Source organism: Brucella pseudogrignonensis (assembly GCF_002252525.1).
In the GTDB taxonomy this organism is placed as follows: Bacteria; Pseudomonadota; Alphaproteobacteria; order Rhizobiales; family Rhizobiaceae; genus Brucella; species Brucella pseudogrignonensis.
Window position 1 is genome coordinate 1 of sequence record NZ_NNRM01000011.1, and the last position, 20,787, is coordinate 20,787.

Sequence of the window (20,787 nt, forward strand, 5' to 3'; positions counted from 1 at the left end):
TCTATCGGAAAAGGCAGATGGACTTGGTTTGATCGAAGCTGCAGCAATTGCCGTCAAAGATGGCAAAATCGCTTATGTCGGCGCAGAAATTGATCTTCCTGCTGAATATGCCTCGCTTGAGAAGATTGACTGCGAAAACCGCCTGATCACGCCCGGTCTGATCGACTGTCACACGCATCTGGTCCATGCAGGCAATCGCGCGCATGAATTTGAGCTGCGCCTGAATGGCGCCACTTACGAAGAAGTTGCGCGGGCGGGCGGCGGAATTGTTTCCTCTGTTAAAAACCTGCGTGCAGCCAGCGAAGATGATCTGGTCCGTGAAACCCTGCCACGCCTTGATGCGCTGATTGCTGAAGGCGTGACGACGGTTGAAGTCAAATCGGGTTATGGTCTCGATACAGACAGCGAAGCAAAGTCATTGCGTGCGGCTCGCCGTCTTGGGCATGAACGCGACGTTGCTATTCGCACCACATTTCTGGGCGCTCATGCTTTGCCGCCGGAAATGAAGGGCGATAAAACGGCTTTCATCGACAAGATCGTCAACGAAATGCTGCCTGCTATTGCGAGCGAAAATCTCGCCGATGCAGTGGACGGGTTCTGCGAAGGCATCGCCTTCCTGCCGGATGAAATCGCACGCGTTTTCGATGCCGCAAAGGCGCACCGCCTTCAGGTCAAACTCCACGCAGACCAGCTTTCCAATCTGCATGGCGCAGCACTTGCTGCTTCATATGATGCGCTTTCTGCCGATCATCTCGAATATACCGATGCCGAAGGTGCGGCTGCCATGGCAAAGGCCGGAACCGTCGCGGTTCTGCTTCCCGGCGCTTATTATTTCATCCGCGAAACGCAAAAGCCGCCGGTCGATCTTTTCCGTGCGGCGGGCACCAAAATGGCGCTTGCAACCGACAACAATCCCGGCACTTCGCCGATGACCTCGCTTCTGCTCACCATGAATATGGGTGCAACTCTGTTCCGCATGACAGTCGATGAATGCATTGCAGGTATCACTCGCGAAGCAGCCCGTGCCCTTGGCGTGCTCGACAAAACCGGCACGCTGGAGGTCGGCAAGGACGCGGATCTCGCCATCTGGAGTGTCGAGCGTCCGGCAGAGCTTGTTTACCGCATTGGCTTCAACCCGCTCTGGAAGCGGGTTTTCAAAGGCCGCTATCAGTAATTTTCAATGGAGTTTTCCATGTCCCTCGTTCTTCATCCCGGCAACGTTTCACTTGGCGTGCTTGAACAAATCTATCGCGGCAATCTCGCCGCCCGCATTGATCCGTCCTTTCATAAGGGCGTTGAAAAGGCAGCGGCACGCATCGCCGAAATCGCCGCGGGCGATGCACCGGTTTATGGCATCAATACTGGCTTTGGTAAGCTTGCCTCTATCCGCATCGCGCCCGAAGATGTGGCAACACTTCAGCGCAATCTGATCCTGTCGCATTGCTGTGGCGTGGGTGAACCGCTGAGCGAAGACATCGTGCGCCTCATCATGGCGCTCAAGCTTATTTCGCTTGGCCGTGGTGCATCAGGCGTGCGGCTCGAACTCATCACCCTCATCGAAGCCATGCTTGAAAAAGGCGTGATCCCGATGATCCCGGCCAAGGGTTCAGTCGGCGCATCCGGCGATCTTGCACCGCTCGCTCATATGGCAGCGGCCATGATCGGCGAAGGTGAAGCCTTCTATCAGGGCGAACGCCTGCCATCTGCTGATGCGCTTAAGAAGGCTGGCCTCAAGCCCGTCGTTCTGGCTGCGAAGGAAGGTCTCGCCCTCATCAACGGCACACAGACCTCGACTGCACTGGCATTGGCCGGCCTGTTCCGCGCGCATCGTGCATTGCAGGCAGCCCTCATCACCGGCGCACTGTCGACCGATGCGGCGATGGGTTCAACTGCCCCATTCCATCCGGATATTCACACCCTGCGCGGCCATCAGGGCCAGATCGATACGGCCGCAGCACTGCGCAATCTGCTGTCTGGTTCGGTTATTCGCGAGAGTCACCTTGAAGGCGACCAGCGCGTGCAGGACCCTTATTGCATCCGCTGTCAGCCACAGGTCGATGGTGCCTGTCTCGACATTCTGCGTCAGGCAGCGCGCACACTTGAAATCGAAGCCAATGCCGTCACCGACAACCCGCTTGTCCTTTCCGATGACAGCGTGGTTTCAGGTGGCAACTTCCACGCCGAACCAGTTGCCTTTGCCGCAGACCAGATCGCGCTTGCCGTCTGCGAAATCGGTGCAATTGCACAGCGCCGCATCGCGCTTCTGGTCGATCCTGCGCTTTCCTTCGGCCTGCCAGCCTTCCTTGCTAAGAAACCGGGCCTCAATTCGGGTCTGATGATTGCGGAAGTCACTTCGGCAGCACTGATGAGCGAAAATAAGCAGATGGCGCATCCGGCATCGGTTGATTCAACACCAACCTCCGCCAATCAGGAAGATCATGTTTCCATGGCCTGCCACGGTGCCCGCCGCCTGTTGCAGATGACCGAAAACCTCAACGCTATCATTGGCATTGAAGCATTGACCGGCGCGCTCGGCGCTGAGCTGCGCGGCCCGCTTGAAACCAGCCCTGAACTGAAAAGCGCCATAGCCGTTCTGCGCGCCAAAGTGCCAACGCTGGAAGTTGATCGCTACATGGCAAACGACCTCGCAGCTGCAAGCACCATCATTGCCGATGGCTCGTTCACCGGCAGCATCAGCGCAAACATCCTGCCTGCACTGGAGGTCTGATATGAGCGCTTTTGAAGTGCATCAGGGTACGTCACCCGTCATTCTCGGCCTGCCCCACACCGGAACAGATGTGCCGCAAGACATCTGGGCACGGCTCAATGAAAATGGCCGCATTCTTGCCGATACCGACTGGCATATCCACAAGCTCTATGACGGGCTTCTAGACAATGTCACGACCGTCCGCGCCACCTTTCATCGCTATTGCATCGATGCCAATCGCGATCCGGCAGGCGTCAGCCTCTATCCGGGCCAGAATACGACGACGCTGATCCCGGAAACCGATTTCGACGGCCTTGCCATCTGGAAAGACGGCGAAGCACCGAAAGAAACCAATATTGCCGATCGTATTGCCCGCTTTCACAAGCCCTATCACGATGCTTTGGCCTCCGAGATTGAACGCGTGAAAGCAATCCACGGCGTTGCGATCCTGTATGATTGCCACTCGATCCGCTCGCATATCCCGTTCCTGTTTGAAGGCAAACTGCCGGATTTCAATATCGGTACAGACCTCGGTAAGACCTGCGCACCGGAAATTGAAGCCGCAGCCGTGGAAGTGACCCAGAACGCCACCGGCTACACATCCATTCTCAATGGCCGTTTCAAGGGCGGTTGGACGACGCGCCACTATGGCAAGCCCGAAACCGGCGTCCACGCCATCCAAATGGAACTAGCGCAATCCACGCATCTGGCGACCGAGGCCGTGCCTTTCGCATACGACGAAGCCAAAGCCGAGCCACTCCGCGCCCATCTCAAAAACCTATTGCAGCGTCTCGAACAGATCGCTGCCAAGATCTAAGTCCGAAAAGGGGAAATCATGTCCAACCCACGTCATAACGAACGCGACGTTCGCGCTCCACGCGGCACCGAGCTCAACGCCAAGAGCTGGCTCACCGAAGCCCCCCTGCGCATGTTGATGAACAACCTCGACCCGGATGTTGCCGAACGCCCGCATGAGCTGGTTGTCTATGGCGGCATTGGTCGCGCAGCCCGCACATGGGACGATTTCGACCGCATCGTTGCAACGCTCAAGACGCTCAACGACGACGAAACCCTGCTGGTGCAGTCGGGCAAGCCGGTCGGTGTGTTCCGCACCCACAAGGATGCGCCACGTGTTCTGATCGCCAATTCCAATCTCGTGCCGCATTGGGCAACCTGGGATCATTTCAACGAACTGGATAAGAAGGGTCTCGCCATGTATGGCCAGATGACCGCCGGTTCGTGGATTTACATCGGCGCACAGGGCATTGTTCAGGGCACCTATGAAACCTTTGTTGAAGCCGGTCGCCAGCATTACGACGGCAACCTCAAGGGCAAATGGATTCTGACCGGTGGTCTGGGCGGCATGGGCGGCGCACAGCCTCTCGCAGCCGTTATGGCCGGTGCAAGCTGCCTCGCAGTCGAGTGTGACGAAACCCGCGCCGATTTCCGCCTGCGAACCCGCTATGTCGATGAAAAGACCCACAGCCTTGATGAAGCTCTGGCCAAGATCGACGAATGGACCAAGGCAGGTGAAGCCAAATCCATTGCACTCATCGGCAATGCCGCTGAAATATTCCCGGAACTCGTCAAGCGTGGCGTGCGCCCTGACATCGTCACAGACCAGACTTCGGCACATGATCCGGTGCATGGCTATCTGCCAATCGGCTGGAGCGTTGCTGAATGGCGCGCTAAGCAGGAGAGCGATCCGAAGGGCGTTGCAAAAGCCGCCCGCGCTTCGATGAAGGTACAGGTTCAGGCCATGCTCGACTTCTGGAATGCTGGCATTCCAACGGTCGATTACGGCAACAACATCCGCCAGATGGCGCTTGAAGAAGGTCTGGAAGACGCATTTGCCTTCCCGGGCTTCGTGCCTGCCTATATCCGTCCGCTGTTCTGCCGCGGCGTTGGACCTTTCCGTTGGGCTGCTCTCTCCGGCGATCCGGAAGATATCGCAAAGACAGATGCCAAGGTGAAGGAACTGCTGCCAGACAACAAACATCTGCACAACTGGCTCGACATGGCGAAGGAACGCATCGCGTTTCAGGGTCTGCCAGCACGCATCTGCTGGGTCGGCCTCGGTGATCGTCACCGCCTCGGCCTCGCCTTCAACGAAATGGTCCGCAATGGCGAACTGAAAGCTCCTATCGTCATTGGCCGCGATCACCTCGATAGCGGCTCGGTTGCTTCGCCAAACCGGGAAACCGAATCCATGAAGGACGGCTCGGACGCCGTGTCCGATTGGCCGCTGCTCAATGCGCTACTCAACACAGCATCGGGCGCAACATGGGTATCGCTCCATCACGGCGGCGGCGTCGGCATGGGCTTTAGCCAGCATTCGGGCATGGTCATCTGCTGTGACGGTTCGGAAGATGCCGACCAGCGCATCGGTCGTGTGTTGTGGAATGATCCGGCAACCGGCGTCATGCGCCATGCCGATGCGGGCTATGAAGAAGCGCTCGACTGGGCAAAGCAGCAAGGCCTTCGCCTCCCGGCAATCCTTGGCAATTAAGAACTTGATGAAAGGCGGCTCCTTTGGAGGCCGCCTTTTTCATAGCTACATAAAACATGCAAATACTGGGGAATAACGATGACAGACGTAACGCTTGGCCGAAATGAGCCCTCTCGTGGATCGGCGGCACTGAAACTGGTCATATACAGCTTTATAGGCATCTTTTTCTTTTTCGTGCCCGTCACTATCGGCGGCAAATCGACCATCCTGCTCGATCATGCAGCAACCGCGATAGCCACGCAGCTCCGTCCTGCCGCTCTCGTTTTTGTCTGCCTGCTGATCGCTTACGGTGCCTTTGCCCCCTTCGTAACAGGTACGTGGAAAAAGAACCTGACCGAAAGAATTTTCTCGGTCTTGCGTCTGTTCGGCCTTATCGCAACCGCCATGTATCTCGCCGATGTCGGTCCGGCGCCACTTTTCACACCAGACATGCTTCCGTTCCTTTTCGACAAGCTCGTTCTATCAGTTGGTCTAATCGTTCCGATTGGCGCTTTGGCGCTCGCATTCTTGATCGGTTATGGCCTGCTCGAATTCACCGGAGTTATTGTGCAGCCCGTTATGCGTCCGATCTGGCGCACACCCGGTTGGTCGGCTATCGACGCTGTGGCTTCTTTTGTCGGTAGCTATTCACTGGCCCTTCTCATCACCGACCGTGTCTATAAGGAAGGCAAGTACACAGCCCGCGAAGCAGCAATCGTTGCTACCGGGTTCTCAACTGTTTCCGCCACTTTCATGATTATCGTCGCAAAAACTCTGGGTTTGATGGATTCATGGAATCTTTATTTCTGGACCACTTTTTTCGTCACATTCATTGTATCGGCAATAACTGCGCGCCTTTGGCCGCTGAGCCGCATGGATCATCCGGGAGACCGTGATACACCACTGCCCGAGGGCAAAGGCCGTATCGAAACAGCAATTGACGCAGGTATCACGCAGGCTCAAAGTGCCCCGCGAATTCTGCCCCTGCTCTGGGCCACTTTCCTTGATGGCTTGCGTATGGCAGCCATGATTCTACCGAGCATTATGGCCGTGGGTCTTCTTGGTCTTCTTGCCTCCAAATATACGCCGATTTTCGATGTTCTTGGTCTTGCACTCTATCCATTCACTTGGATCGCTCAGTTCTCAGATCCTATGCTTGCAGCCAAATCGATGGCCGCCGGTCTTGCTGAGATGTTCCTGCCTGCTATTCTTCTGAAGGACGCAGACGTGGCCCTCAAATTTTTAGCCGCTGTTGTGTCAGTCAGTCAGGTTCTGTTCCTTTCGGCCTCGATCCCTTGCGTACTGGCAACGTCAATTCCGCTCAAATTCCGTGATCTGATTATCGTCTGGTATATTCGCACAGCGCTCAGCATCCTGCTGACAGCGCCAGTCGCATTCTGGGCAGCGTCCAACGGATGGCTCGGCTGATGATTACGGTTCTCAAAGCCAAAGAACACCGCCGCATGCCATGGAAAAACGGTGGCGGTGTTACGGTTGAAATTGCGATCCATCCTGAAAATGCGTCAGTCGATAATTTCGACTGGCGCATTTCCACAGCAACCGTTGCCAATGACGGCCCCTTCTCGGTTTTCACTGGCATTGATCGCACATTGTCGGTGCTGGAAGGCAACGGCATTGTTCTCGATGTTGAAGGTGTGGAAACCACCCTCACCCGCGAGACAGCACCCTTTGCTTTTGCCGCCGATGCCAGCTCTGGTGCCCGCCTCATCGACGGAACAATCACTGATCTCAACGTCATGACGCGACGCGGGCGCTTCACGCATCACGTCGAACGCATCGCCATTGATGATTCGAGAATTGTTGCATCCAATTGTGGCGCCATGCTTATTTTCTGTGCAGAAGGCAATTTCGATCTAAAAACAGACAGCAGAATCGCGCATCTGAGCCTGCATGATTGCTTGGTCATGTCGGGAGAGGCTCAGTTTTCTCTAGAACTTATTGGTAAGGGGATCGTCTATCGGATTGCGATTATCGAAGTATAATCAACAATCTACGGGAAATTTGAACAGTTTGGCGGCCAAAGGATTCTTTATATGCCTCTCTGGACAGAAATTTCCCCCCTGCTAATTTGTCTGCCAGAATATGTATATGCTTAAAACAAAAAAGGGGTTCACATATGAGAAAATCTTGGTTGGCAGGCGCAGCCCTCGCAGCGCTCACCTTCGCTTCGAGCGCACAGGCAGAAACAAAAGTCGCAATCGGCTTTTCCGGCTGGACCGGCTTTGGTCCGCTGACGCTTGCGAAAGAAGCAGGTATCTTCAAAAAGAACGGCCTCGACGTCACGCTCAATAAAATTCCGCAGGCAAGCCGCCACCTGGCGCTCGCATCGGGCGATATCCAGTGCGCGGCAACCACCGTTGAAACATGGATTATCTGGAACGCGGCTGGCGTGAAGTCCAAGCAGATTTTCCAGATGGACAAATCCTATGGCGCTGACGGCATCGCCGTGCGCGCCGATGTCAATTCCTTTGCCGACCTGAAGGGCAAGACCATTGCCGCTTCCGCTCCCGGCACGTCGCCATACTTCTTCCTTGCCTTCATGCTGGCCAAGAACGGCATGACCACCAAGGACGTGAAGATCGTTAACATGGAACCGGGACCAGCAGCACAGGCTTTCGTTGCAGGCCAGAACGACGCTGCCCTGACCTACGAACCATATCTGTCGACGGTACGTGCAGCACCCGACAAAGGCAAAATTCTCGCCACAACACTCGAATATCCGGCTGTCATGGACACCGTTGGCTGCACCCCGGATTTCCTTGAAAAGAACCCGGAAGCCGCAAAGGCACTTGCCAACAGCTATTTCGAAGCGCTTGAAATGATTGCAGCCGATCAGGCCAAGTCCTACGAAATCATGGGCAAGGATGTGAAGCAGTCAGGCGAAGAATTTGGTAAGTCCGCCGCCTATCTGCGCTGGCAGGACAAAGCCGCCAACCAGAAGTTCTTTGAAGGCGAGTTCAAGGAGTTTTCGGAAGAAGCCACCAAGCTCCTGCTTGACGCTGGCGTGATAAAGAACAAGCCGAACCTCGACGATATTGTCGACACAAGCTTCATCAAGTAATCACATCGAAAAAGCAGGCTCGGAGTTCGCTCCGGGTCTGTTTCATTTCAGCCTCATGTAGTGCCTGACTAAACGGATATATCTATGCAGCCTATGCAACCGATTGGAAACGGAGCCCGAATTCTTCTGGGAATTCTGTTCTTCGTGCTTTTCTTTGCTTTCTGGGGCGTTGCAACGCTCGGAGGCTTTGTTTCGCCCACCTTCCTCGCCGATCCGATCACGATGGTGAAGGATGGATATGATCTCATCGCCAATCAGGGTTTCCTTTCGGATATCGGCATGACTGTCTGGCGCGTGCTGGGCGGCTTCATCATGGCCAGCATCGTTGCCATTCCGCTTGGCATTGCGATGGGTGCATATAAACCCATTGAAGCGCTGCTCGAACCGTTCGTCTCCTTCGCACGCTATTTGCCTGCCTCGGCTTTCGTACCGCTTCTCATTCTGTGGTCGGGCATTGGCGAAACGCAGAAGCTGCTCGTCATCTTCATCGGCGCAGTCTTCCAGCTCATTCTGATGATCGCTGTCATTGTTTCCAACACGCGCCGCGATCTGGTTGAAGCAGCCTATACACTCGGCGCCAAGGATCGCGGCGTTATTCGCCGTGTGCTTGTGCCGTCAAGCGCTCCCGATATTGCCGAAACGCTGCGCCTCGTGCTGGGCTGGGCATGGACTTATGTGATCGTCGCTGAGCTGATCGGCGCATCGTCGGGCATCGGCTATATGATCATCAATTCGCAGGCGCTTATGGCGACCGGACAGATCATTTTCGGCATCATTGTAATCGGCGTTATCGGCCTGATTTCTGATCTGGCGTTCAAATACATCAACCGCTGGCTCTTTGCGTGGAGGTTTGCGTAATGGTTACGACAACCGAACAGGAACTCGTCGTTAAAGGCGTGAGCCGTACCTTTCCGGGTGTTCACGGCGGCAAACCAACACTCGCTCTGCAATCAACTGATCTCATCATTCCGAAGAATGATTTCGTCACCATTCTTGGTCCATCAGGTTGTGGCAAGTCCACGCTTCTGCGCATCATTGCTGGTCTCGACAAGCCGACCACTGGTACGGTGACACTCGAAGGTCAGCCGGTCAAAGGACCGGGTGCTGATCGCGGCATGGTGTTCCAGTCTTATACGCTGTTTCCATGGCTAACCGTTCGGCAGAATGTCGGTTTCGGTCTGCGCGAAAAAGGTATGCCGGAAAAGCAGGCTCGCGAAATCATCGATAGCTATATCGATAAAGTTGGTCTGCGCGGATTTGAAAACCACTGGCCGAAGCAGCTTTCGGGCGGTATGCAGCAGCGCACGGCAATCGCCCGTGCACTTGCCAATGACCCAAAGATCCTGCTCCTTGATGAGCCTTTCGGTGCGCTCGACAACCAGACGCGTGGACTGATGCAGGAACTCCTGCTCGGCATCTGGGAACGTGAGCAGAAAACCGTGATCTTCGTCACCCACGATATTGAAGAGTCGATCTTTATGGCGACCCGTGTGGTTACGATGACAGCCCGTCCCGGCAAGATCAAATCGATCACGCCGGTCAATATTGAGCATCCGCGTTCCTATCAGGTCAAAGCCAGCCCGGAATTTTCCGAACTGCGCCTGAAGCTGACCGAAGAAATCCGCAGCGAAGCAATTACAGCGGCAAAGCAGGCTGCCTGAAAATTATTGTTCCTTCCGATGAGATGGTATCTTAAGAAAAGGCTGCGATGTTCTTCGCAGCCTTTTCTTTTTAGCGTTTGCGCGCATCTGTTCCGAAAATCGCTTCACACTTTTCGGGATGCGCTATTTTCAGGACCGTTCCAACATGGCCGTTTCAGCAGAACTTGAAGACCGCATCGTTTATGTGAATGGCGATTATGTCGCCGCGCGCGATGCAAAAATCTCGATCTTTGATCGTGGTTTTCTCTTTGGTGACGGAATTTACGAAGTAACCGCAGTCCTTGACGGCAAGCTGGTCGATAGCGACCCGCATATGAAGCGTCTGCGTCGTTCGACAGGTGAAATCGGCATTCCTATGCCGATGAGCGAAGATGAGATTGTCGAGATCGAGCGCGAACTGATCCGCCGCAACAATCTCACCGAGGGTCTGGTCTATCTTCAAGTAACGCGCGGCGATGGTCGCGACCGTGATTTTGTCGCTAAAGGTTTGAAGCCATCAGTGGTTCTGTTCACCCAAGTTAAAGCCCTTGCGGTCCGGCCGGAAGTCGGAACAGGCATCCGCGTGCTTTCACTGGATGATCTGCGCTGGAAGCGTCGCGACATCAAAACCGTCTGCCTTCTGCCACAGGCTCTCGCCAAGGAAATCGCCCAGAATGCCGGTTGCAGCGAGGCCTGGATGTTAGAGGACGGCTACGTCACCGAAGGCGCATCTTCGACCGGCTATATCGTCACTCAGGATGATGTAATCGTCACCCGCCCGAACAGCAATGCGGTCCTGCCGGGTTGCACACGTTTGTCGCTGTTGCAGCTCATTGCTGAAACCGGCATGAAGCTTGAAGAGCGTCTTTTCACGATTGATGAAGCCTATGCTGCGAAAGAAGCTTTCATGACCAGCGCGGGTACTTTTGTAACGCCGATTTCGTTTATCGACGACAAGCCTATCGGTGGCGGCAAGCCCGGTCCGGTCGCTCTCAAGCTCCGCGAGATTTATCTCGACCACGCGCGCCGTACGGCGATCTAAAAACACAAATCGGGCCGGAACAATGTTCCGGCCCGAATGGCTTCTGCCTCCTTCTCCCAAAAGGCGAAGCACCAGCGCGATAACGCGCCGATTGTGAGCTTTTTTCCGCAAAAGCGGCCTCTGAAACACGTTAAATCGTGTCAAACCCGTGTCAGGAATATGGCCATTTCATGGCCAAAGCCCATTTAGCGGCGCTGGTTATAGACGTCGATGCAGACGGCACCCAGCAGCACGATGCCCTTAATGACCTGCTGATAATCGATACCAATACCCAAGATCGACATGCCATTATTCATCACGCCCATGATGAGCGCGCCAATCACCGCACCCGTAACACGCCCCACACCACCGTATGCCGATGCACCACCGATGAAGCAGGCGGCAATCACGTCAAGCTCAAAACCAAGGCCAGCCTTTGGTGTCGCCGTGTTGAGACGAGCCGCGAAAACCAGACCCGCAAGCGCTGCCAGCACGCCCATATTCACGAAGACGAGGAAGGTCAGCCGCTCGGTTTTAACACCCGAAAGCTTGGCCGCATGGCGATTGCCACCCACCGCATAAATCTGACGACCGATCACTGTTCGGTTGGTCAGGAATGCATAGGCAGCGATCAAAACAGCCATGATAATCAGGACGTTAGGCATACCGCGATGCGACGAAATCAGCAGCGCGAGATAAGCAATACCTGCAAAGAATAGAATATTCTTGGCCACGAACAGGCCGAACGGTTCTGTCTCCACCTCATGCGCGATATGGCGCGCGCGCGATCTTGTGTTCTGCCAGACGATGAAGCCCGCAATGACCACGCCGAGGATCAGCGATGTGAGATAGATACCGCCTGATGTTGTGCCAATAAACTCCGGAATGAAGCCGGACGAAAGCTTCTGGAAAACCTGCGGGAATGGCCCGACCGACTGCCCACCAAGAACGGCAAGCATCAGCCCCTTGAAAACCAGCATCCCCGCGAGCGTCACGATGAAAGATGGAATGTTGAAATAAGCGACCCAGAAGCCCTGCATCGCGCCGATAATCCCTCCTACCAGCAAGCACAGAATGGCTGCGATCGGAAATGGAATTCCCCACCGCACCATCATGACAGCTGCCAGTGCGCCGATGAAACCGCAGACCGATCCGACCGAAAGATCGATGTGCCCGGTCACGATAACCAGCAGCATTCCGAGCGCCATAATGACGATATAGCTGTTCTGCAGTACGAGATTGGTGAGGTTCAGCGGCTTCATCAGCACGCCGCCGGTCACGATCTGGAAAAAGATCATGATCGCGATGAGCGAGAGCAACATTCCCGATTCACGCAGATTGTTTTTGAGATAACGCCCCACACCGCTCGGCGCTTTCGGGCCGCTCTGAATTACGTTCTCGCTCATTATTGTTTTCCCTTGTTCCGCATGATGGCGCGCATGATGTTCTCCTGCGTCGCTCCTTCGCCAGCCACTTCGCCGACGAAAGCTCCCTCATGCATGACGACAATGCGGTCGCAGATACCGATCAGTTCAGGCATTTCGGATGAAATGACGACCACGCCCTTGCCGCTGTCAGCCAGTGAATTGATGATTGTGTAAATGTCGTATTTCGCGCCCACATCGATGCCGCGCGTCGGTTCATCGAGGATCAGCACATCCGGCCCGGTGAACAGCCATTTCGACAGCACCACCTTCTGCTGGTTGCCGCCTGAAAGCGTGCCCGTTTCCTGATAGACGTTGTGGCAGCGGATGCTCATCTGATCGCGATAGCTGTTCGCAACCTTCATTTCGCGAATACTGTCGATCACACCCTTGGGGCTGACACCGCGCAAATGTGCAAGCGATATGTTGCGCGATATATTCTCGCCAAGAACAAGGCCCAGCTTTTTGCGGTCCTCAGTCACATAGGCGAGCCCCGATTTGATGGCGCGGGCGACCGTAGAAATATCAACCGGAGTGCCGTTCATACGAGCTTCACCGGAAATATTCGTACCCCATGAACGCCCGAAGAGGCTCATGGCAAACTCGGTACGACCAGCGCCCATCAGGCCGGCAATACCGACGATCTCACCGGCTCGCACCTTAAACGAAACGTTCTTGACGGAGTGGCGCTCCGGATGAAGCGGATGATAAACGGACCAGTTGTCGACCTCGAAAATCACATCGCCAATGTTCGGATCGCGCTTTGGATAGCGGCTTTCCAGATCACGATCGACCATCTTGCGGATGATATCGTCTTCCTCGACCTCGCCAGCATTGCAATCAAGCGTTGCTACAGCGCGACCATCGCGCAGCACCGTGATCTTGTCGGCTACTTCACGAATTTCATTGAGCTTGTGCGAAATAAGGATCGAAGTGATGCCCTGCGCGCGAAACTCGCGCAGCAATGCCAACAAGGCCGCACTATCGGTTTCGTTGAGGCTTGCCGTTGGCTCATCAAGGATCAGAAGGCGCACACGTTTGGAAAGCGCTTTGGCAATTTCGACGAGCTGCTGTTTGCCGACGCCAATATCCGTCACCAGCGTATCCGGCGATTCCGTCAGGCCAACCTTCTTCAAAAGCGCCTTTGTGCGGCTATGCACCTCGCTGCGGTCAATAACACCATAGCTTGCAGGCGGATTGACGAGAAAAATATTCTCAGCAATCGTCATGAGCGGCACCAGCGCCAGCTCCTGATGGATGATGACAATGCCAAGCGCTTCGGAATCATTGATATCGCGGAAGTGTCGCTCTTCTCCGTCAAAAAAGATCGAACCTTCATAGCTGCCGGAGGGATAAACACCCGACAGCACTTTCATCAGCGTTGATTTGCCCGCGCCGTTTTCGCCGACAAATGCGTGAATCTCTCCCGGCATCACGGTAAAATTGACATCGCTCAACGCCTTCACGACACCGAAGGATTTGCTGATGCCGCGCATCTCAAGCAGGGGTTTACCGGCAATATCCGGCTGACCGCTGTTCTGCTCAAGCGGGACAGGATTGGCTACGTTCATCGCTCGCTCCCATTACTAGAGCGCCACGCGCCCTCTGGGGCGCACAAATCTCGCTCTAAATATCTGTATTTACAGCATAATTTTACCTTAACTTACTCAAGTTGAAGGAATTAAGCTGTAGCCTGCCATGCCATCATTCTGCGAACCCTCAGCCCTCAAAAAGACAACGCTGTCAATCTGTTAGCCTAACCCAGTTCGAAAACTGGGTGGCGGGGATGGTGGCAATGAGCAGGCATTCCGGACGCGTTTATCAGCACGCGTCCGGGCACAAATTTACTGGATCTGGTCTTCTTTGTAATAACCGCTATCGACCAGAACCTGCTTCCAGTTCGACTTGTCGACAATAACCGGCTTGAGCAGATAAGACGGCACAACCTTGACGCCATTGTCATAGGTCTTTGTGTCGTTCACTTCTGGTTCCTTGCCGCTCATCAGCGCGTCAACCATATCGACAGTCACCTTGGCGAGTTCGCGCGTATCCTTGAAGATGGTCGAGTTCTGCTCGCCAGCAAGGATCGACTTGACCGAAGGCACTTCCGCATCCTGACCGGATACGATCGGCATTGGCATATCACCGCTGCCATAGCCTACACCCTTGAGCGAGGACAGGATACCGATGGAAATACCATCATAAGGCGACAGCACTGCATTGAGCTTCTTGTCGGAATAGAAAGCCGAAAGGATCGAATCCATACGGGCCTGAGCGGTCGCACCATCCCAGCGCAGCGTTGCTACCTTGTCCATGCCGGTCTGGCCGCTGGCAACAACGAGCTTACCGCTGTCGATATATGGCTGGAGAACCGACATTGCGCCGTTGTAGAAGAAGTAGGCATTGTTATCGTCAGGCGAACCACCGAAAAGCTCGATATTGAACGGGCCTTCCTTATTCTTGAGATCAAGAGCAGTCTCAATGGACTGTGCCTGAAGTACGCCGACCTGGAAGTTATCGAAGGTCGCGTAATACGACACATTCGGCGTATCGCGGATCAAACGGTCATAAGCGATGACCTTGATGCCTGCTTCATTGGCCTTGGCCAGCACATCTGAAAGCGTTGTGCCGTCGATCGATGCCACAACAAGAACCTTGGCGCCCTTGGTGACCATGTTTTCGATCTGGGCCAGCTGGTTTGGAACATCGTCTTCAGCATACTGAAGATCGGTCTGATAACCGCGCTCTTTGAGCACCTTTACCATGTTGTCGCCGTCTGCAATCCAGCGCGCCGACGACTTGGTTGGCATTGCTACACCCACAAGACCTTTGTCCTCTGCGTGTGCAAAGCCGGTAAAGGCAAAGGCGGCCATAGCCACTGCCAGTGTTAATGATTTTATGCCTGCCATTGTCTCACTCCCAAATTGGGACAGGCTCTATAAGCCTGCCGTTCTCCCAAAATTTCCGCCCCCGCCGTTAGGCCCTGCGGAATTCCTCCAAAACAAGATGCTTTAAGCTTTCGTTTTTACGCATGTCTTTGTCCCAAAACCGGTTCCCACTTTTGGGAGACATGCTCTAGCCCACGATCTTGTCCCATGCCTCAACCGCACGCTGCGCGCGTTCACGCACGTCAGCGACCGTCAAACCAGCCTTGTAAAGACTGGAACCAAGTCCGAAACAGCTCACTCCCGCTGCCCGATAAGTCGCAAAATCATTTTCCGATACACCACCCACGGCGCCCACCGGAATATCCTTCGGCAAGACCGCGCAAATGGCCTTGATACCGTCAGCACCCAGCACGCTTGCCGGGAAAAATTTCAGCGCTGATGCGCCAGCATGAATGGCGCTAAAAGCCTCGGTCGGCGTAAACACGCCAGGCATCGTCACCATGCCATGTCTGCTCGCGCGGCGAATGACATCAGGCTCGACATTGGGGCTGACCAGAAGTCGACCACCAACATCATTGAGCCGATCCACATTCTCGACCGAAAGCACTGTGCCAGCACCAATCAGCACATTGTCTGGCGCGAGCTTGGCAGCCTTTTCAATGGATACAAACGGCTCCGGCGAATTGAGCGGAATTTCAATCGCCTCAAAACCCACCTCGATCAGAGCGGTGACAACGCCTTCCGTTTCTTCTGGTCGAATGCCGCGCAGGATAGCCACCAGCGGATAACGAAGCTTCGGCCATACGATACGTTCGCTCATTGCGCGCCTCCCGCAAATGCGTGTTTTGCCGCCATAAACAGCCCATCGCGCACCAGCTCATCGGCCTCGATGCGGTTCACTTTCACACCGGAAATCTCAAGTGCAGAAGCATAAAGCGCACCCATCATGCCGTCGGAAAGCAGCAGAACCTCGCTTGGTTTACCAAACAATGTGCGGCCACCGGCAACTTCCAGCCCGATCAACAGACCCGACAGACGTGCAAGCTGATCTGTCGGCTTATAGTCATGCACCAGCCAGCCAGCGCGCACCGTAAAGAGCGCATTGGCGATAAGCTCAGGTGTCTCAAGCGAGGCTTTGACACCCGCAGCAAAGGCTGCACTCTTTGGATCAACCGGCCCAGCTCCTTCAAGCGCACCGGCCAGAACCGACTTGTCTTTCAGGAGTGCGAACAATTCGCCGGTCATGAAAGAGCGGTAATCGTTAAGCTTGCCGTCTGCGATATGCACCCACTTCGCATGAGTGCCGGGCATCACCACCACGGCATCACGCGTGCCGCGATGCACCAGCCCAAGCAGCTTGGTTTCTTCGCCGCGCATTACGTCGGGCGCATCCTCGCTACGTCGCGCAACACCCGGCAGCATGATGACATGCCGCTTTGCAGGCACGCGCACCGCAGCAGCGACCACTCCTTCAAGCCCGGCAGGCAAATTCATATAGGGTGCTTCGATCCAGCCGGTCCGCGAACCGGCCATACCGCAGATCACCACCGGCAGATCATCCGGCGCATCCACGGAGGCAAGATGCCGTTCGAGCAGCGTCTCAAAACCCGTTTCTTTTGCTGAGATCAACCCGTCGTCGCCGCGGCTTTCCTTGAGCACATTGCCATCAAAATCCAGCGTCCAGAGGCGGAACCGGGTTGTCCCCCAATCCGCCACTGCCGCAAATGGTGTTTTTGCGCCGGACATTTAGTGGTTATCTCGCGGCAGGCCACGCGTATGCGCAATGTCCTGATATTTGACTGCGTTTTCGAGAACGGCACCTGTTTCCATCTGGCCAACAACCGCGCGCTGAATTTCCTGCCACGGCGTCTGGCTTTCCGGATATTTGTAACCACCAGCAGCTTCGAGAGCCTTGCGGCGTTCTGCCAGTTCTTCATCAGAAATCAGAATATCGGCAGTGCCGCGACCAAGATCGATACGCACACGATCACCCATTCTGAGCAGCGCCAGACCACCACCAGCAGCTGCTTCTGGTGATGCATTGAGGATTGATGGCGAACCAGATGTGCCCGACTGACGGCCGTCGCCAATGCATGGCAGCGAGCTTATGCCCTTCTTCAAGAGATAGTCTGGCGCGCGCATATTCACGACTTCTGCCGCGCCCGGATAGCCGATTGGCCCTGCCCCACGCATGAACAGCACGGTATGCTCATCGATTTCCAGCGACGGGTCGTCGATGCGGTGATGATAATCTTCCGGGCCGTCAAACACGACAGCCTTGCCTTCAAAGGCATTCGGATCTTTCTCGTCAGTGAGATAGCGATTGCGGAATTCTTCCGAAATAACGCTGAGCTTCATAATCGCCGACGAGAACAGATTACCGCGCAACACGCGGAACCCGGCATGGCTCTTCAATGGATCATCATAAGTCTTGATGACATTGCTGTCTTCAATCGTGGCGTTCTTGCAGTTTTCACCGATGGTCTTGCCGTTAACAGTCAGCGCATTCTCATGAATGAGGCCCTGCCCCATCAGCTGATTGACGACTGCTGGCACACCACCCGCATGGTAATAATCTTCACCGAGATACTCACCCGCTGGCTGAAGATTGACCAGCAGCGGAATTTCCTCACCATATTTCTGCCAGTCGTCAATCGTCAGATCGACGCCAACGTGACGCGCCAGCGCATTCAAATGGATCGGCGCATTGGTCGAACCACCAATTGCCGAATTCACGCGAATTGCATTGATGAATGCTTCCTTGGTCATGATGTCTGTTGGCTTCAGATCTTCATAGACCATCTCAACAATACGGCGGCCCGTCAGATAGGACACTTCCTGACGATCACGATAAGGCGCTGGAATTGCCGCCGAACCCGGCAGCTGCATACCAAGCGCTTCGGCAAGCGAATTCATCGTCGTTGCTGTGCCCATCGTGTTGCAATAGCCGGTCGATGGTGCCGACGAAGCAACCAGCTTGATAAAGCCCGCATAGTCGATCTCGCCTTTGGCGAGCAACTCGCGCGCCTTCCAGACGATGGTGCCCGAACCCGTGCGTTCGCCACGGAACCAGCCATTGAGCATCGGACCAACCGACAGCGCAATCGCAGGAATATTGACGGTTGCAGCAGCCATCAGGCAGGCAGGCGTGGTCTTGTCACAACCAATCGTCAGCACAACACCATCGAGCGGATAGCCATAAAGCACTTCGACAAGGCCGAGATATGCGAGGTTGCGATCAAGGCCCGCAGTCGGACGTTTGCCAGTTTCCTGGATCGGATGAACCGGAAATTCGATCACGATACCGCCCGCTTCACGCACACCTTCACGCACGCGATTGGCCAGCTCCAGATGATGACGGTTGCACGGTGAAAGGTCAGAGCCCGTCTGCGCAATGCCGATGATCGGTCGACCGGATTGCAGCTCTTCCTGACTGAGACCGTAATTCATGTAGCGCTCAAGATAGAGCGCGGTCATATCGACATTGTCCGGATTATCGAACCATGCGCGTGAACGGAACTTTGGCGTTTGAGGAGTAACGGGCTTATTCATATCACTGTCCTGCGTGGGTAAGAGACCGCCGGGCGGTCCCATTTCCTAATCTTCAAAAGCTTCAACCACATGCCGCTGTCCCAGAAGGAAGGCATCGGCAACATGGGTCAGAGGCGCCAGATCAACATCGCTCTGCCCTTCGCCAACCAGCTTCACAAAGTTCTGGTAAAGACGCTGATATTCACGATCAGGCTCGGCCATTTTCTCCGTGCCTGCGATGGTCAGGCGGCTACCGCCATGGCTCAACAGCAGCGTGCCTTTATCGGCCTCGACACGAATATCCCATGTCTGCGGACCCGTCTGGCGCCAGTCGAGTTCAAAGGAAACCGGAACACCGCTTTCCGTCTCAAACGCGAGATCAGCTGCAATCGGTGCCGCACGATTTTCAGGGAAATAAAGATCGGACTTTGTCAGGAAAAACCGTTCCGGCAAAATATGCGTGACAATCGACAGCGCATTGATGCCCGGATCGAATACACCAAGACCACCCGGCTCCCAGATCCATTGCTGGCCGGGATGCCAATGACGCACATCCTCTTTCCACGACACTGCAACAGATTTGATTACAGCGCCTTTCAGAAATTCGCGGGCAGGTTCAACGGCTGCGGCTTCGCGTGAATGCCAGGTCGCATAAAGCGTAACACCCTGCTTTTCAGCAAAACGCGTCAGCGCCTGCACTTCCGAAATCGTCGCACCCGGAGGCTTCTCCAGCATCACATGCTTGCGCGCGCTCAGTGCTGCATAGGCTTGCTGAAATCGGCCCTGCGGTGGCGTGCAAAGCGACACCGCGTCAATGGCGACATCACTCTCCAGCAGCTGGTCGATATCGTGAAAGGATGGCAAACCATCAAGACCAGCATTGCGGCTGGCAATGGCTTTGAGCTCAATGCCATCAATGGCTTCGATGGATGGCAGATGCTGATCGCGGGCAATCTTGCCAAGACCAACGATTGCCAGACTTATATTGGATGCGGTCGCCATTTCAGAGCGCCTTCACGGCAATGTCTGCGGCTTTCGCCTGTGCCAGCCTGTTGACCAGCGGATAACGGAAAGGCTTTGCCGAAATTTCGAACTGGTCGCCATTTTCGGTCTTCACACCTTCCGAGAAAGACAGTGTCGCCGTGCCGAAGAAATGCACATGAATGTCGCCCGGGCGACGGAACAGTTCATACTTGAAATGATGATGCTCCAGATTGGCAATCGTGTGCGACATGTTCGCTTCGCCCGAAAGGAACGGCTTTTCAAAGATCACCTGATCGCCACGGCGGATCCGCGAAACGCCTTCAACATGATCAGGCAGATCGCCCACATAAAGCTCTGGCCCCAGCGACGCCTGACGCAGCTTGGAATGCGCGAGCCAGAGATAATTCTGCTTTTCCGTCACATGATCGGAAAATTCATTGGCAAGGCAGAAGCCGAGGCGGAACGGCGTACCGTCCGGGCCGATCAGATAGATGCCTGCGAGTTCCGGTTCTTCACCACCATCTTCGGCAAAAGATGGCGAGACCAGCTCACCGCCCGTTCCAACCAGCGCCGAACCATCGCCCTTATAGAACCATTCCGGCTGCACGCCGGTTTGACCGGGCTTTGGCTTGCCACCTTCAACACCCATCAGGAACATACGCATGGAGTCGGTCGGCTTTTCAGCAGCCTGTGCTGCCTTGTGCATCTTGTCGCGACCATCCGCAGAACCAAGATGTGTGAGACCCGTACCTGCAACAATCAGATGTGCTGGATCTTCATGGGTAATCGGCAGGCCAACCTGACCACCTGCAAGTGCTGCATGAATATCGACAGCCTCGCCTTTGCCATTCTGCTCTACCTGTTCGGCGAGACTGATGCCTGCGGAAATTGCAGCCCATGCCAGTTCGTAAGTCGTAGTCACGCCATTGACGACATGTGCAGCGCCTTCATCATCACAAGCAGCCACACGCGTTTCTCCGCGCATGTCGCGGAACTGTACCAGACGTAACATTGAACCTCCC

At 55.1% G+C, this 20,787-nt stretch carries 18 protein-coding genes; 10 read left to right on the top strand and 8 right to left on the bottom strand.

Translation table 11 applies throughout. From position 1 onward, the window contains the following. The 10 genes from hutI to CEV34_RS03335 all read left to right on the top strand — a co-directional run. Positions 1–1,174, top strand: a 1,174-nt coding sequence (hutI, locus tag CEV34_RS03290) for an imidazolonepropionase (protein WP_143853302.1), incomplete at its 5' end; no start/stop codon positions are given. Positions 1,175–1,192: 18 nt separating this feature from the next. Further along, positions 1,193–2,728 carry a histidine ammonia-lyase gene (hutH, locus tag CEV34_RS03295; RefSeq protein ID WP_094543206.1) on the top strand — a complete coding sequence of 512 codons (1,536 nt, stop codon included), beginning with the start codon at positions 1,193–1,195 and terminating at the stop codon, positions 2,726–2,728. Position 2,729: 1 nt separating this feature from the next. Further along, positions 2,730–3,524, top strand: a complete 795-nt coding sequence (hutG, locus tag CEV34_RS03300; RefSeq protein WP_007876234.1) for an N-formylglutamate deformylase — start codon at positions 2,730–2,732, stop codon at positions 3,522–3,524. An 18-nt stretch (positions 3,525–3,542) separates the two neighbouring features. After that, on the top strand, positions 3,543–5,216 hold the full coding sequence (gene hutU / locus CEV34_RS03305; protein WP_007876236.1) for a urocanate hydratase: 1,674 nt from the start codon (positions 3,543–3,545) through the stop codon (positions 5,214–5,216). Between the two features lie 78 nt (positions 5,217–5,294). After that, positions 5,295–6,623: a YjiH family protein gene (locus CEV34_RS03310; RefSeq protein ID WP_094543209.1), complete on the top strand. Its 1,329-nt coding sequence runs from the start codon at positions 5,295–5,297 to the stop codon at positions 6,621–6,623. Continuing rightward, positions 6,620–7,198 carry a HutD/Ves family protein gene (locus CEV34_RS03315; protein WP_039860069.1) on the top strand — a complete coding sequence of 193 codons (579 nt, stop codon included), beginning with the start codon at positions 6,620–6,622 and terminating at the stop codon, positions 7,196–7,198. Before CEV34_RS03310 ends, CEV34_RS03315 begins: the two co-directional genes overlap by 4 nt. 134 nt (positions 7,199–7,332) lie before the next feature. Continuing rightward, positions 7,333–8,277: an ABC transporter substrate-binding protein gene (locus CEV34_RS03320; protein ID WP_039860058.1), complete on the top strand. Its 945-nt coding sequence runs from the start codon at positions 7,333–7,335 to the stop codon at positions 8,275–8,277. Between the two features lie 84 nt (positions 8,278–8,361). Then, the gene (locus CEV34_RS03325; RefSeq protein ID WP_007876244.1) at positions 8,362–9,135 is read left to right on the top strand and encodes an ABC transporter permease; all 774 of its coding nucleotides are present in this window, start codon (positions 8,362–8,364) and stop codon (positions 9,133–9,135) included. Further along, the gene (locus tag CEV34_RS03330) at positions 9,135–9,938 is read left to right on the top strand and encodes an ABC transporter ATP-binding protein (protein WP_007876245.1); all 804 of its coding nucleotides are present in this window, start codon (positions 9,135–9,137) and stop codon (positions 9,936–9,938) included. The genes CEV34_RS03325 and CEV34_RS03330 overlap by 1 nt, the downstream gene beginning before the upstream one ends. Positions 9,939–10,083: 145 nt before the next feature. Then, positions 10,084–10,959 (top strand): D-amino-acid transaminase, encoded by an 876-nt coding sequence (locus CEV34_RS03335; RefSeq protein ID WP_039860071.1) that lies wholly within the window; start codon positions 10,084–10,086, stop codon positions 10,957–10,959. Between the two features lie 185 nt (positions 10,960–11,144). Here CEV34_RS03335 and mmsB read toward each other — a convergent pair whose 3' ends face one another. The 8 genes from mmsB to araD1 form a co-directional block, all read right to left on the bottom strand. Then, positions 11,145–12,344, bottom strand: a complete 1,200-nt coding sequence (mmsB, locus tag CEV34_RS03340) for a multiple monosaccharide ABC transporter permease (RefSeq protein ID WP_007876249.1) — start codon at positions 12,342–12,344, stop codon at positions 11,145–11,147. Further along, positions 12,344–13,933 (bottom strand): multiple monosaccharide ABC transporter ATP-binding protein, encoded by a 1,590-nt coding sequence (mmsA, locus tag CEV34_RS03345; RefSeq protein WP_094543212.1) that lies wholly within the window; start codon positions 13,931–13,933, stop codon positions 12,344–12,346. The genes mmsB and mmsA overlap by 1 nt, the downstream gene beginning before the upstream one ends. A 273-nt stretch (positions 13,934–14,206) precedes the next feature. Further along, positions 14,207–15,271 carry a multiple monosaccharide ABC transporter substrate-binding protein gene (gene chvE, locus CEV34_RS03350; protein WP_094543214.1) on the bottom strand — a complete coding sequence of 355 codons (1,065 nt, stop codon included), beginning with the start codon at positions 15,269–15,271 and terminating at the stop codon, positions 14,207–14,209. A 166-nt stretch (positions 15,272–15,437) separates the two neighbouring features. Further along, positions 15,438–16,070 carry a 2-dehydro-3-deoxy-6-phosphogalactonate aldolase gene (locus CEV34_RS03355; RefSeq protein WP_007876256.1) on the bottom strand — a complete coding sequence of 211 codons (633 nt, stop codon included), beginning with the start codon at positions 16,068–16,070 and terminating at the stop codon, positions 15,438–15,440. Next, entirely contained in the window at positions 16,067–16,996 is a 930-nt protein-coding gene (locus CEV34_RS03360) for a 2-dehydro-3-deoxygalactonokinase (RefSeq protein WP_007876257.1), read from the bottom strand. Before CEV34_RS03360 ends, CEV34_RS03355 begins: the two co-directional genes overlap by 4 nt. Further along, a complete protein-coding gene (locus tag CEV34_RS03365) occupies positions 16,997–18,802 on the bottom strand; it encodes an IlvD/Edd family dehydratase (RefSeq protein ID WP_007876258.1) in 1,806 nt (601 codons plus the stop codon). Positions 18,803–18,847: 45 nt separating this feature from the next. After that, positions 18,848–19,783: a Gfo/Idh/MocA family protein gene (locus tag CEV34_RS03370; RefSeq protein WP_007876259.1), complete on the bottom strand. Its 936-nt coding sequence runs from the start codon at positions 19,781–19,783 to the stop codon at positions 18,848–18,850. A 1-nt stretch (position 19,784) separates the two neighbouring features. Beyond that, positions 19,785–20,777 (bottom strand): AraD1 family protein, encoded by a 993-nt coding sequence (gene araD1, locus CEV34_RS03375; protein ID WP_007876261.1) that lies wholly within the window; start codon positions 20,775–20,777, stop codon positions 19,785–19,787. Positions 20,778–20,787: the final 10 nt, after the last annotated feature.

Excerpts from the sequence above, each read along its gene's own strand:
- hutH (WP_094543206.1), top strand. The coding sequence starts at position 1,193 with ATGTCCCTCGTTCTTCATCCCGGCAACGTTTCACTTGGCGTGCTTGAA.
- hutG (WP_007876234.1), top strand. The coding sequence starts at position 2,730 with ATGAGCGCTTTTGAAGTGCATCAGGGTACGTCACCCGTCATTCTCGGC.
- hutU (WP_007876236.1), top strand. The coding sequence starts at position 3,543 with ATGTCCAACCCACGTCATAACGAACGCGACGTTCGCGCTCCACGCGGC.
- CEV34_RS03310 (WP_094543209.1), top strand. The coding sequence starts at position 5,295 with ATGACAGACGTAACGCTTGGCCGAAATGAGCCCTCTCGTGGATCGGCG.
- CEV34_RS03320 (WP_039860058.1), top strand. The coding sequence starts at position 7,333 with ATGAGAAAATCTTGGTTGGCAGGCGCAGCCCTCGCAGCGCTCACCTTC.
- CEV34_RS03325 (WP_007876244.1), top strand. The coding sequence starts at position 8,362 with ATGCAGCCTATGCAACCGATTGGAAACGGAGCCCGAATTCTTCTGGGA.
- CEV34_RS03330 (WP_007876245.1), top strand. The coding sequence starts at position 9,135 with ATGGTTACGACAACCGAACAGGAACTCGTCGTTAAAGGCGTGAGCCGT.
- CEV34_RS03335 (WP_039860071.1), top strand. The coding sequence starts at position 10,084 with ATGGCCGTTTCAGCAGAACTTGAAGACCGCATCGTTTATGTGAATGGC.
- mmsB (WP_007876249.1), bottom strand. The coding sequence starts at position 12,344 with ATGAGCGAGAACGTAATTCAGAGCGGCCCGAAAGCGCCGAGCGGTGTG.
- mmsA (WP_094543212.1), bottom strand. The coding sequence starts at position 13,933 with ATGAACGTAGCCAATCCTGTCCCGCTTGAGCAGAACAGCGGTCAGCCG.
- chvE (WP_094543214.1), bottom strand. The coding sequence starts at position 15,271 with ATGGCAGGCATAAAATCATTAACACTGGCAGTGGCTATGGCCGCCTTT.
- CEV34_RS03355 (WP_007876256.1), bottom strand. The coding sequence starts at position 16,070 with ATGAGCGAACGTATCGTATGGCCGAAGCTTCGTTATCCGCTGGTGGCT.
- CEV34_RS03360 (WP_007876257.1), bottom strand. The coding sequence starts at position 16,996 with ATGTCCGGCGCAAAAACACCATTTGCGGCAGTGGCGGATTGGGGGACA.
- CEV34_RS03365 (WP_007876258.1), bottom strand. The coding sequence starts at position 18,802 with ATGAATAAGCCCGTTACTCCTCAAACGCCAAAGTTCCGTTCACGCGCA.
- CEV34_RS03370 (WP_007876259.1), bottom strand. The coding sequence starts at position 19,783 with ATGGCGACCGCATCCAATATAAGTCTGGCAATCGTTGGTCTTGGCAAG.
- araD1 (WP_007876261.1), bottom strand. The coding sequence starts at position 20,777 with ATGTTACGTCTGGTACAGTTCCGCGACATGCGCGGAGAAACGCGTGTG.